The sequence below is a fragment of the Nostoc sp. JL34 genome (genome assembly GCF_017114945.1).
In the GTDB taxonomy this organism is placed as follows: domain Bacteria; phylum Cyanobacteriota; class Cyanobacteriia; order Cyanobacteriales; family Nostocaceae; genus Nostoc.
This window is the reverse complement of the sequence record NZ_JABXKQ010000014.1, coordinates 83,892-96,200: the sequence shown is the minus strand read 5'-3', so window position 1 is coordinate 96,200 and position 12,309 is coordinate 83,892. Positions and strand designations below refer to the sequence as shown.

General features: G+C 42.1%; 10 protein-coding genes. 5 read left to right on the top strand and 5 right to left on the bottom strand.

Annotated features, from left to right (window positions below):
* Nucleotides 1-81: 81 nt before the first annotated feature.
* The 5 genes from HWQ44_RS01665 to HWQ44_RS33485 all read right to left on the bottom strand — a co-directional run bounded on the left by HWQ44_RS01665 (nt 82) and on the right by HWQ44_RS33485 (nt 6,272).
* Nucleotides 82-276, bottom strand: a complete 195-nt coding sequence (locus tag HWQ44_RS01665) for a hypothetical protein (protein ID WP_094350397.1) — start codon at nt 274-276, stop codon at nt 82-84.
* Between the two features lie 189 nt (nt 277-465).
* Entirely contained in the window at nt 466-1,734 is a 1,269-nt protein-coding gene (locus tag HWQ44_RS01660; protein WP_292713935.1) for a bifunctional sterol desaturase/short chain dehydrogenase, read from the bottom strand.
* A gap of 485 nt (nt 1,735-2,219) precedes the next feature.
* On the bottom strand, nt 2,220-3,824 hold the full coding sequence (locus HWQ44_RS01655; protein ID WP_292713934.1) for a serine/threonine-protein kinase: 1,605 nt from the start codon (nt 3,822-3,824) through the stop codon (nt 2,220-2,222).
* A gap of 686 nt (nt 3,825-4,510) precedes the next feature.
* Nucleotides 4,511-5,341, bottom strand: a complete 831-nt coding sequence (locus HWQ44_RS01650) for a phytoene/squalene synthase family protein (RefSeq protein ID WP_292713933.1) — start codon at nt 5,339-5,341, stop codon at nt 4,511-4,513.
* A 766-nt stretch (nt 5,342-6,107) separates the two neighbouring features.
* Complete coding sequence (locus tag HWQ44_RS33485; protein WP_366931342.1) at nt 6,108-6,272, bottom strand: Rieske 2Fe-2S domain-containing protein; 165 nt, start codon at nt 6,270-6,272, stop codon at nt 6,108-6,110.
* A 670-nt stretch (nt 6,273-6,942) separates the two neighbouring features.
* On the opposite strand from HWQ44_RS33485, the gene HWQ44_RS01645 reads away from it, so the two are divergent.
* The 5 genes from HWQ44_RS01645 to HWQ44_RS01625 all read left to right on the top strand — a co-directional run bounded on the left by HWQ44_RS01645 (nt 6,943) and on the right by HWQ44_RS01625 (nt 12,171).
* Nucleotides 6,943-7,395 (top strand): hypothetical protein, encoded by a 453-nt coding sequence (locus tag HWQ44_RS01645; protein ID WP_292713932.1) that lies wholly within the window; start codon nt 6,943-6,945, stop codon nt 7,393-7,395.
* The gene (locus HWQ44_RS01640) at nt 7,388-8,602 is read left to right on the top strand and encodes an Nramp family divalent metal transporter (protein WP_292713931.1); all 1,215 of its coding nucleotides are present in this window, start codon (nt 7,388-7,390) and stop codon (nt 8,600-8,602) included. Before HWQ44_RS01645 ends, HWQ44_RS01640 begins: the two co-directional genes overlap by 8 nt.
* A 3-nt stretch (nt 8,603-8,605) precedes the next feature.
* Nucleotides 8,606-8,965: a hypothetical protein gene (locus HWQ44_RS01635; RefSeq protein ID WP_292713930.1), complete on the top strand. Its 360-nt coding sequence runs from the start codon at nt 8,606-8,608 to the stop codon at nt 8,963-8,965.
* Complete coding sequence (locus HWQ44_RS01630) at nt 8,965-9,300, top strand: hypothetical protein (protein WP_292713929.1); 336 nt, start codon at nt 8,965-8,967, stop codon at nt 9,298-9,300. Before HWQ44_RS01635 ends, HWQ44_RS01630 begins: the two co-directional genes overlap by 1 nt.
* 483 nt (nt 9,301-9,783) lie before the next feature.
* Complete coding sequence (locus tag HWQ44_RS01625; protein ID WP_292713928.1) at nt 9,784-12,171, top strand: glycoside hydrolase family 31 protein; 2,388 nt, start codon at nt 9,784-9,786, stop codon at nt 12,169-12,171.
* Nucleotides 12,172-12,309: the final 138 nt, after the last annotated feature.

Below are 12,309 nucleotides of genomic sequence, written 5' to 3'. Positions count from 1 at the left end.
GGTATTCAATCCACCATTGTTGAGTTAAGTTACTAATGAGAGTCGGCGCAGTTAAACCTTGACTCATCGTCGGAGTCAGCTTTACTCCTGATCAACTTTTTCGATATCATCAGGTGTACCAGTGGCAGAAATTTTTGATGTGCCAGATTTACCTGCACCCGAATTCCCGCCAGAAGCGCCAGCGCCCCCTGAGTGTTTAGAATCCGTGTTGCCTTGTTCTTCTTGAAGCTGTTCAAGGCGGTTTTTTTCTTGAGCTTTATCTTTTTGGTCAGCCATATCTTATTTACATTTTTTGCTACGCGATCGCTCTTAACTCTACCATTTTCTTTATTTAAGCGACATCGACGGCAAATGTGTAACCTTGTTGATAGTTAACGATGCCTAGGTTGAGCTACGCCTATGCAAAACTACACGCGCTTAGGGGCAATTCATGAATTGCCCTTACCTGAAAATCATTCTTTTCGGCTATTGTTTGCTTGAATCCTCTTCACTTTTTGCTGTCCGGCTGAAGACTCGATAGTATAACGACGTACTAGTTTCTTTGAAGGGAAACAGCAAATAGGTGAGAGGATTTATTGCCACAATAATATTTCGGAAGTCTCGCCGGGCGAAAAATAAGATCGCACGAGCAACTTGTTGTGCAGACATCACACCATAAGGATTCAGTTGACTCTTAAATGGGCCAAGAATTAACTTGCGAATTACACAATCCCCGTCCAAACGCTTGAGGGTAACAATATCCCCTAGCGCTCTTTTACTGAGTTCATAAAGCGGACTCAGCGCTGGAGAAACCTCAGCCTCAGAAGTATTCACCCAGATTTCCTTCGTTGCTTTTGCTTGTGGCCCTGTTACAGTTGTCAAAAATATATCCATCAACCGCAATGCTGAAAAGGTATTCACCTCATAAGAAGAGTTGATAGCCTCTGATGTGCGGCTGGCGTAGACATTGATTCCGTGGTTGATAATTAAAATATCTACTTTCTTTAAACTATTTTTCAGTTCGGCTTCATTACTCAACTGCCAGGGAACCACCTTCACCCCAACTTGCTCTACTAATTTTTCTGGATTAGTGGTTAATGCCACGACTTTAGCATTATTCTTTACCAGTTCAGCCGCCAACGCTTGCCCTAACGCTCCTGATGCTCCGGTTAAAGCGATGGTTTTACCCTTGAGAGACAATCCTGTACCAAGAATTTTATCCACTAGAGGAAAGACACCACTGTAGTAAGCGTTGACATCATCAAAATGATGCCGCCAATGATAAGACCGATTCACCCACCAAATGGATGGAATTGTCTCTAAAGGGCCGGGCAGGTGGTTGTAGTCTGTATCAATTTTTCCCTGAAAATACCGCACAGACGCGCCATACAAGAAGGTGCAACCATAAGCTACTCCCAACCATAACCCCAGTTGTTGGACAATTAAGGCAATGGCTACCAAGACTACTAGCAGTAAACTCGACTCTAAAATGTCGTGATATAGCTGGGATTCTTGATAAATTTTCAGGGAAACTATCGATAAATCGCGGCGATAGGCCATGTGGTGCTTGTTGTGCCATTTAGCCAGCCAATTGACTTGGTGACACAAAGCATGGTAACTGTCTCTCAAAACCTCAGCAAGTAAAAGTGAGAAAAGTGCCCAACTAGCAAACTGTAAGCTGGCATTTAGCCAAACCCAATTAATTTGTAAGCTTGTCTCAATTCTCGTCAAATTTTCAGCTAGCATTTTTATCATGTTTGTCTATACTCGTTTTTCTTAATCATTCTTCATAATCTGATAAAGGTGCATTAAGGTCGAGTCTAGAGCAAATAAAAATTAAAGTAGGCAATGCCGAGTGGGGAATACAAGGGGACTTGCGATCGCACTAAGCACCCAACCCAGGCGATCGCAATAATCTGAAGGTCAAAGAAAGTGAACTATCGAAAATAACTATAATACATAAAAAACTCCCCTCTGGAATAAAGGGAGTCAAGAATTAGTGATTAAAAATTAACTTTACTGGCTGAGTAATCCTATAGTCATTTCCAAATGAATTTTAGCTTTGTGTAAGATGAACAGAAAAACATCTAATTTGTATAACCGTAAACATAAGTCTTGTGAGAGTTGAAAGCTGACTGCCGACAGTGATGACAATAATTAACCCCATCTAAAAATAACGCCACTTCGCTCAACCCTGGCAACCAAAGCAAGCAAGTAGCTCCCAAATTTAAACTTTCAAATTACAACAAGCCTCGTTTCCCATTGGGGCGCACAGTCATCCAATTTGTTTTTGCTAGTGCTAGCTGCTCATCAGAAATTTTGGCACTGGTAAGATTAGCACCACACAAATTGGCTCCTCGAAGATTAGCATTGCTAAGATAAGCATTGCTGAGGTCTGCACCTCGCAAGTCTGCCCCTTCTAAATCAGCATGGTTAAAGTATGCTTTGCTCAAATTAGCATCCTTAAGATTTGCTCGAGTGAGACTGGCTCTACCAAAGTCACTATTGTGGAGATTAGCTCCCTGAAGATTAGTTTTTTGCAATTGAGCGGAATGGAAATTTGTTTGGGATAAGTCAGCACCTTGCAGATTCAGCAAACTTAAATTGTGTAGGGCAAAATCCCTTCTCCCCTTCAGATAGGCTGTTAATAAACTTTGGGTATCTAACTTACGCTCAACTTTAGAATTTTGAACTTGTGAGCCATTACTGCTGCTGTTAGCTAAAGTGGTTGATTTAGCCATCCCAGAACCCTGGTGTAATCCACCCACTTCTGCTGCCTTGGCTCGTCTGGCACGAATTGCTGCCGCTACTTGTGCCACTCCTGCACTGGTGACAGCAGTAGAAGGGTTATTAGATAAAACAGCAGAATTTTCCAGGTGGTTGTATGTTCGCTCTTTAGATCCACTATCAGATTTAATCAGTAAACCCTTTGCTAAACTATCTAAGTATGGTTCTATTTCCAATGCTCTGAGAACATCTGCCGCTGACTGATAGCGATTACGCACAGACACGTCTAACATTTTTCGCAATACATTGCTCAAGTGGTCACTCACTTGCACAAGATGCTCCCAGATCATCTCGCCAGTGTTGGGATTGTAATCTAAATCTTTAGGAGTTTTGCTAGTCAGTAAATAAATGCATGTCACCCCCAATGCATAAATATCACTGGCGTAGACTGGACGCATAGCCATTTGTTCTGGAGGCGCAAAACCAGGAGTACCAATAGCATACGCAGTTAACGCTGTCTGTCCTGATGGACTTGTCCCACCTTGGCTAATTTGGTTTTTGACGGCACCAAAGTCGATGAGTACCATTCTGGCATCTTGAGTCCGGCGAATTAAGTTGGCTGGCTTAATATCACGGTGAATCACTTTTTGATCGTGGATGTATTGCAGCAGTGGCAAAATCTCGCTCAAAAATTGCTTGACTCCAGTTTCGCTCAAGATGCCGTTAAGTTTGACCTCCTCCTGCAAGGTATCACCACTTATGTATTCTTGAACCAAGTAGAATTGCTGATGATCTTCAAAATAGTCTAACAATCTTGGTACTTGGGGATGATTGCCAATCTTACCTAGAGTTTTAGCTTCTCGCTCAAAGAGTTCTCTAGCCATCTGTAAAACGTGGGGGGCGCTTCCTGATGGGCGTAATTGCTTGATTACGCAACTTGGTTCTCCTGGTAAGCCTTGATCGTTGGCTAAGAAGGTTGCTCCAAAGCCACCCTGACCTAATGGTTTGATCACCTGATAGCGATCGCGCAACAGTAGTTGCGAGCCACAAGACTGACACCTTTGGCTATATACCAAATTTTCTGGATTGGGACAGGTAGGATTTAAGCAGTAGCTCATGCACTCTCAACTCGCTGCACGAATAATCACGGGGAGTGTTGTACTCCCTTTCAATTATTTAGATATTAATCAACTCCTGCCAGGTAATTTTTGCTGGAAATCCTTTGAAGAGTTGCTAAAGTTTAATTGAGATTACGTAAAGCGATCGCGATAACAAGAAGATTTATTATACTTACGCTTACAGATAGTGCTTATGCTACTTTATACTAATTTGTAATACTTGCTAAAGGCGAGAAGCAAGCTAGGTAATGACGTTCCCTTAAAGCTTGCTGCTCTCCTAACTTACTAACGTAATTCCTAATTAAGAAAGTCAGCTTTTATCTAGTAGTCTCCTACATGAATTTTGCCAAATTCGTAGTGGATGGCTGTAGCCCTTATCTAAGTACTTCAGTGCTTACCACAAAATCTCTTAAGCTGTCATCATCCCTACGGTAGAGTACTAGATTTACCCATGATTGTATGTGTAATCTTAATTTTGGATAATTAGTATTTAGAGGTATTGGAGGGCAGTGCCCAACGCCAGTTGTTTTACTTGGAGAGAAGTCGGAGCGGTGGCTTTTGCCGATCTGAACTTCGGGGGAGACCCCAAGACCACACTGGCTTCCGTACAGAAAATCGCTGTAGGATTTTGGATGCCCAAATTTCGAGGCAATTTAGAATTGTCTCCATTAGTCTTAAAGAGACTATTAGCTGGCTTTCATGTTTACACTAATCAGCTGTTCGATAAGGGCAAAAACATCACTGCGGCTGAGTTTTTCTTTACCATTAGCAAGGGCGTCAAGAGTACCATTAGCCAAGGTTAAGGGAATTTGGCAAAAATCTAAGGCTGGACCTGTAGGAAGGTTTTTGGTGTAAGTTTCTGCCAGGGCTAGATTGCGCCGCGCATACTCTTGCATATTTTCTGCATTCCAACCCTCTGGGAAGAATTCTACCCCACGTCCCAAATCTTCAGTATGATTACGCAGGATATTAACTGCTTGTAAACCGCGACCAAATGCAATCGCCTGGGTACGGTTCGTTTGTGTTCCATCGTACCAAGTCCATAAGTCTGAAAGTAACAATCCCACTGCACCTGCAACCCCAAAGGTATAACGATCCAAATCAGATTCTGTGTAAATTTTCCAGTTTCTTTCTGCCCAATAAGCCATTCGGTCTGCCATTGCAGCAGTGGCATCCCAAATTCGAGGTGCAATGGTGTCTGGTGCTAGCAGCGACCATTCTCTAATGCTCAAAGTGACTTCTTCTAATAAATTCTCATACCCACTAAAACCTGCAAAGAAAGCGTCTACTGCGAAGCCATCAACCCCTGCCTGTAATGTCAGGCTAATCGTTCTTAACAGCTTCGCTTTAGTAGCATTATCTAATTCAGGATGGTCTTCAATTTCATCAATGGCACGCATACACAAATATGCTGATGCTACTGCTTCTTGCAATCCTGGCGGTAAAAGACTAATTGGTATATAAAAAGTTCGGCTAGTTTCTTTGAGGATTTGCAATGCATCTCTACGTAAATTCATGTTTTCACTCCCCGCTTGATTTTTGCACCACATGAAGTTTGCAGTTTTTTGATGATACTGGATATAGTTTTGACTAAACCTTAAAAACTATAGACTATAAGATACGCTAGTATTTCATCTAAAAATTAATAGTTTTGGTGTTGCAATTAACAAAACTCTCAAATTAATCAAAGTCTAGTCTAGTATATAGGTTTTTGGTTGTAAAAATGTGTGAGGTGTCGTTTAATATAGCTTTCATAAACTTTTAGGATATATATAAGGAAATATGGTAATGTTTGGTTGAATATCGCGAATTTTTTCCATGAGCAAACATCCATTTTAGGCATTTAAAAGTATTTCAAGTCTGCGTTAATCTGACTAAAAAAGTGCAATTATTGTATATATAAAGACAATTCAGCAAAAGCTGACAAATGAGAGCAGCATCTGTACGCACCTTTAGATGCATACAGCGGTTTGCTGAAGAGTTAGAGTAAGTTAAATTGGACACAGAGGGCTACGGCGGGCTACGTCTACGCTAATGAGATAGTGACACCAAATGACTATAACCCACAACCAGAAGTTCCCGTATATTTACTAGATTGACAATAAAAAAGTGGGCTGTTTGTCCACTCAACAAAACATTTGTGAATATTTTTACCAAGAACTGATACGACCAGAGGGAGCAGGGGTTTAATACGCCCTCTGTTGTGTCAGCTTCCCGCAGGGTACGGAAGTTCAGTGACTCCAAATCATCCGGGGTCGAATCCCCTCGTGCTTCCTGCCTCCTTCATTTGTTTTCCTTTAGTGTCAGCCCATTAATCGCTGGGTCGTTGATTACCTGTCCCTGTGTATTAAACCGCGAACTGTCACACGGGCAATCCCAGGTCTTTTCTGAGGAATTCCAGGCGACGATACCATTGAGGTGAGTACAGATTGCAGAATGTTTGTGCAATCTGCTAGATACTTGAGTGGATTAAATTGCCCTTGTCGGGGAAAGCGTAGACACACTCCTGTATCAAAGTCAGTCAGTGGCCCTTTTTTCACCATTTCAACATGAGTCAGTCCAGCCCGGTGTACTGCTTCTAACTCCTGCTGAATCTCATCTATTGATTTTAGGTCTGGGGAAAAAGATAGCCGTCAAGTCGCTCAAAGTCGCAGTTAATGTTTTCTTGGGTAGCGATCGCCTTTATAGTATTAATTGCTGTTGTATGACTTTGGGCAACAAGTTTTGCGCCCTTTTTACCGTGTATTTCCTTGAGTTCTTGGTCAATGATAAGTCAGCACATTCGACAAGTGTGCCGTAAACTATTATTTATAAATAAAGTATCTGCACGATGATAGACATTAAAAATATACTTTATTAGGGATGAAGTTGCCAATAAAATCTCCTGTGAAAAAAAGTTATATTTTTCTATATTTATTTACTTTGGATACACCATAAATTATCAATAAAACTATTATCAGTATTTGTGAAGCTAATTTACGTTATGAAAATGCATTGTAATTAAAAAATAAACAATTAAATTTAAACTAGTATCTGCTAAAATATTTCGCTAGAGAGATGTATACTATTATCAAAGTAATCATACAAATATACTTATGTTGGCTATGGAGGGCTAGAAATGCCAGAGCCTGGTAAAATGGCATCTGTAATTAATTGTTTATTAATACTGACATTGTTAGCTTCTTGCAGTGCTAAAACGTCAGCAGAAGATATGGACAAAGAAACACAAAATATATCTTCTTGGGTAGCAACAGCAAATATGGTCGGTGATGCCTGGATACGCGATGTTGTGCCAAATAAATATGCTGAACAAACATTGAAAAAAGCCCAGCAAGAGCTGCAAAAAGAAAAAGAGAAAATAGACGAAATAAAGTTATCCAAGGATGTAAGTGAAGATGATAAATCAATACTATTAGCTGAAGTTTTAAAGTTAGGAAATAAAACTGAGGAAATATCCAGGGCTGTGGCACAAAAAAATCGTTCAGCGGTACGGCAAAAACTTATAGAATTAGCAGCAGAAAAGCGATCGTTAAACAAGCTAAGAAAAGTAGCAGGACAAACGAATGAATAAAATTTTGGAAATCGCCCTTGGGATTGTTACCAGTATCGGCGGCTTTCTCGATGTAGGGGCGATCGCGACTGCTGCTGAAGCCGGCTCTGAATTTGGCTTTCAACTGATTTGGGCGATTATTCTCGGTACAATTTGTGTAATTTTCTTAGTAGAAATGTCTGGTCGCTTGGCAGCAGTCAGCAAACATACGTTAGCTGCGGCAGTGCGGGAACGTTTTGGGTTCAACTTTTATATCATTCCCCTAGTTGCAGAAGTTATTGTTGATTTTCTAATTTTAGGATCTGAAATTGGCGGTGTTTGTATTGCTTTGCAACTGTTAACAGGCATTAGCTTTCAGTGGTATGCTCTACCCGTTGCCTTTGCAATTTGGTTGATACTTTGGTATGGCAACTTTGGTCTCATTGAAAATGGTATTTCCGTATTAGGATTAATTACACTGGCATTTGTCGTTGCCACGTTCAAATTACATCCATCATTGACAAAAATTGGTACTGGTTTATTGCCAACTCTGCCACAAGAAGACACCGTACATTATTTATTCCTTGCAGTTGGCATCTTGGGTGCGATAATCAGCCCTTACCTATTTTATTTCTACTCATCTGGTGCAGTGGAAGATAAATGGGATGAAGGGCATATTGGTGTGAATCGCGCCGTCGCTGGTTTGGGGATGGGCTTTGGTAGCATTGTCTCGCTGGGGGTGTTGATTGTAGCAACATTGGTACTCAAATCCAAAGGCATCCAGGTTGATAGCTACGAACAGGCGGCGCTGATGTTGACAGAACCTTTTGGTTATTGGGGCTTTGTTCTATTTGCAGCATCTTTGGGCATTGCCTGCTTCGGTGCAGCATTAGAGGTAAGCCTTGATACTGCCTATGACGTTGCTCAAGCCTTTGGTTGGAATTGGGGCGAAAGTCTTAAACCAAAAGATGCCGCACGCTTTAGTTTAATCTACACCGTGTTTGTCTTTTTTGCGTCGTTATTGATGGTATTTGGTATCGACCCGTTGCAATTAACTTTGTTTTCAATGGCAATTACAGCAGTGATTTTGCCGCCTGTAATCATACCATTTCTAGTTTTAATGAATGATCAATCTTATGTTGGCAAGTATCGCAACGGCTGGATTAGTAATAGTGTTGTCATTTTTACAATTGCGCTGACATTTGTGCTAGCGATTGTTGCTATTCCATTGGAAATTATTGGAGGGTAGGAAATGAACATTATTAGAGATGTTCTTGATAACCAATTAGTTGACCGCAATCAACACAAAATGGGTAAAGTTGATGGCATTGTGATGGAGTTGCAAGACGGCCAACCACCACGACTTGCTTATATTGAAGTAGGAGTAACAACCTTGGCCAAACGGCTAAATCCCCGCTTGGCACGTTTGGTAGCAGCAATTGCAAGTAAATGGGGCGCTAAACAAAGTGAACCATTTCGGATTCCGTGGTCAAAAGTACGGGATGTTGGTATTGATGTCGAAGTCGATATTGAAGCTGAAGCAACACCAGCCTTAGCCTATGAAAAATGGCTGCGCGATCGCATCATCGCCCGAATTCCAGGAGGGGGATAATGACAACTCGTGAAATTCATCTAGAATTACTGCTAGGTAAACCAGTACTAGACTCAACTGGTAAAGTAGTTGGACGCATTGAGGAAGTACGCGCCGAACAACAAGGCGAAGAATGGATTGTAAAAGAATATCTTATCGGCTATATTGCCGTGTTAGAAAGGCTATCCGCTTGGACAATTGGGTTAAAAATTTTGCATCTATTGGGGGCGCAGAAAATTTCCGATGGTTATACAATACCTTGGGACAAGCTAGATTTGACTGACCCTGACCAGCCGCGTTTGCGTTGCAGTCTAGATGCATTAAAGTCATTAAACGAGCAACCACAGGATATATAGATATCTATCAATTAGCCAACAGTCTCATTTAATTCGCTTCTAACAAGAGAAGTTAGTGTAGTTTTACGTAAAAGTGTAGCGTTTTTAATGTAGGGCAATGCATTGGCATTGTCAGCCGATACATTAACAATGCACTGGCTGCATTGGCATTGTCAGCCGACGCATTAACAATGCGGCCGATGCATTGGCATTAGTCAGCCAACGCATCAACAATGCGGCCAGTGCATTAGGATTGTCAGCCGACGCATTAACAATGCGGCCGATGCATTAGCATTGCAGGGTATTGCCAAATTTAATTCGCTACAAATTAATAAAATGCTGTATTTAGTGTGGTAACGACACAAGCTTGTGCATTACAAAAACCACTCTTGCTAAAAAATATCTGCTAATCTTTCACCCAACTTCTAGCGAAAGAAAGAGTTTGAGGCTGAGTATCTCTGTAATCATGAATGCGGACAAGTGTTAACCTGCTAAATAACTGATATGCCGCAATATTTCGGAAAACTACCCACTACGAACCAACCTTGGACAACAGTTAGCAATGTAAAAGCTGTAACCTGGGACAATAATATTATTAATTGTGACTGTGGGGACTCACGCCTTACCGTCAGCGTACTTGCTCCCAATTTAATCCGCGTGCGTTTCGCACTGACTAGGGAATTTATGCCTCGCCGTTCTTGGGCAGTGACGCTGGATGATGCAGAATGGACGACAACACCTTTTACAGTTCGGGAAACTGAAGCAACGGTAGAAATTGAAACAGCACAGATTCGTGTGTGTGTCCAGCGAAAAAAGTGTCGCATCGCCTGTTTCGACAAAGCTAATCGTCCCTTTGCCAAAGATGCAGAGATGGGTATAGGTTGGCGGATGGGCGCAGTTGCAGGGTGGAAAAAAATTGCAGCCGATGAACATTTCTATGGCTTTGGTGAACGCACAGGCTTTCTGGATAAACTCAGCGAAGTAAAAACCAACTGGACAACGGATGCCCTAGATTATGATGCACTGACAGATGAAATGTACCAAGCAATTCCATTTTTTATGGCTTTGCGCCCAGAGGTAAGCTATGGCATCTTTTTCAATACCACTTTTTGGAGTCAGTTCGATATCGGTGCTGAACAACCAGGTATTTGGAAGATGGAAACTCGTGGCGGTGAATTGGATTATTACATTATCTACGGCCCCGAACCAGCCCAAATTCTGGACACATACACTCAGTTAACTGGGAGAATGCCATTACCGCCGAAATGGGCGCTAGGTTATCATCAATGCCGCTGGAGTTACGAATCAGAAACCGTTGTGCGAGAACTAGCAAAGGAATTTCGCCAGCGCCGCATTCCCTGCGATGTTATTCACCTCGATATTGACTATATGCGGGGCTATCGGGTGTTTACCTGGAGTCCCCAACGCTTCCCCAACGCGGCAAAACTGATCAGTGATTTAGCACAGGATGGTTTCAAAACTGTCACTATCATTGATCCTGGTGTGAAATATGAACCAGAAGGCAATTATCACGTTTTTGACCAAGGAATAGAAAACGACTATTTTGTGCGTAAAGCTGATGGTACGTTGTTCCACGGCTACGTTTGGCCTGAGAAAGCTGTTTTTCCTGACTTTTTGCGTCCTGATGTGGGTAACTGGTGGGCTGATTTACACAAAAGCCTAACTGATATTGGCGTGGCAGGAATTTGGAATGATATGAACGAACCTGCCATAAACGATCGCCCTTTCGGCGATGAAGGTGAAAAAATTTGGTTTCCGCTAGATGCACCGCAGGGAAGCAGGGAAGCAGAGGGAGAGGAGGATAATTCTCAATCCAAAATTCAAAATTCAAAATTCAAAATTGATGTGACTCATACAGAAGTGCATAATTTGTATGGGTTGATGATGGCTAAAGCTTGCTATGAAGGATTGCAACGGCATCGAAGTTCAGAGCGATCGTTTGTGTTAACGCGATCGGGTTATGCTGGTGTGCAACGCTGGTCTTCTGTGTGGATGGGAGATAACCAATCGTTGTGGGAGCATTTAGAAATGTCTCTGCCGATGCTTTGCAACATGGGACTTTCGGGTGTGGGGTTTGTCGGTTGCGATATTGGCGGGTTTGCTGGTAACGCCACAGCTGAATTATTCGCTCGGTGGATGCAAGTGGGAATGCTTTACCCATTGATGCGCGGTCATTCGGCAATGTCTACTGCTCATCATGAACCTTGGGTATTTGGCGATCGCGTTGAAAATATCTGTCGAGAATACATTAATCTCCGTTACCAACTACTGCCCTACATTTATAGTCTTTTCTGGGAAGCGACAACAACGGGCGCACCGATTTTAAGACCATTATTGTACCACTTCCCTAACGATCCAAAAACCTATAGCCTCTACGATCAAGTATTACTAGGTGCGTCGCTGATGGCTGCGCCAATTTACCGTCCTGGAGTTGAGCATCGAGCTGTCTATTTACCCGCCGGCACTTGGTATGATTGGTGGAGTGGCGATCGCTACGAAGGCCCGATTCACATTCTTGCTCATGCACCACTAGAAACAATGCCACTCTATGTCCGTAGTGGTGCGATCGTTCCCATGCAACCTGTTAGGCAATACGTTGATCAAACCCCACTCGACGAGATCCGATTACGGATTTGGCCAGGTAATAATGAATATCAGCTATTTGAAGATGATGGACAGACAAATAAGTATCAAGATCAAAAGTTTTCGCTAGCAACTATCAGCGTATTTACTGAGTTTAATCAAATAGTAGTGGAAATTGGAGCAAGAGTTGGGGAATGGACACCACCGCGTGAAGTGATTGTAGAAGTTGTTGGTGTTGGAGAGCAACGTTTCCAAGATGATGGTAAGCGACATACTCTGCAATTTTGAAATATTTGCAAAGGTGGTTTCTTGAACCACCATTATCTCCTACTCTAAATTGTGCCAGAAAAAATATGCATAGAGGTAGATGAAAAGCAAGTCAAGGGGTAACATACAATACAAAGGATGAAAATGGTGAAACCGTAA

Coding starts and splice junctions, on each gene's coding strand:
- HWQ44_RS01660 (WP_292713935.1), bottom strand. CDS start 1,734: ATGATAAAAATGCTAGCTGAAAATTTGACGAGAATTGAGACAAGCTTA.
- HWQ44_RS01645 (WP_292713932.1), top strand. CDS start 6,943: ATGCCAGAGCCTGGTAAAATGGCATCTGTAATTAATTGTTTATTAATA.
- HWQ44_RS01655 (WP_292713934.1), bottom strand. CDS start 3,824: ATGAGCTACTGCTTAAATCCTACCTGTCCCAATCCAGAAAATTTGGTA.
- HWQ44_RS01630 (WP_292713929.1), top strand. CDS start 8,965: ATGACAACTCGTGAAATTCATCTAGAATTACTGCTAGGTAAACCAGTA.
- HWQ44_RS01635 (WP_292713930.1), top strand. CDS start 8,606: ATGAACATTATTAGAGATGTTCTTGATAACCAATTAGTTGACCGCAAT.
- HWQ44_RS01625 (WP_292713928.1), top strand. CDS start 9,784: ATGCCGCAATATTTCGGAAAACTACCCACTACGAACCAACCTTGGACA.
- HWQ44_RS01640 (WP_292713931.1), top strand. CDS start 7,388: ATGAATAAAATTTTGGAAATCGCCCTTGGGATTGTTACCAGTATCGGC.
- HWQ44_RS01665 (WP_094350397.1), bottom strand. CDS start 276: ATGGCTGACCAAAAAGATAAAGCTCAAGAAAAAAACCGCCTTGAACAG.
- HWQ44_RS01650 (WP_292713933.1), bottom strand. CDS start 5,341: ATGAATTTACGTAGAGATGCATTGCAAATCCTCAAAGAAACTAGCCGA.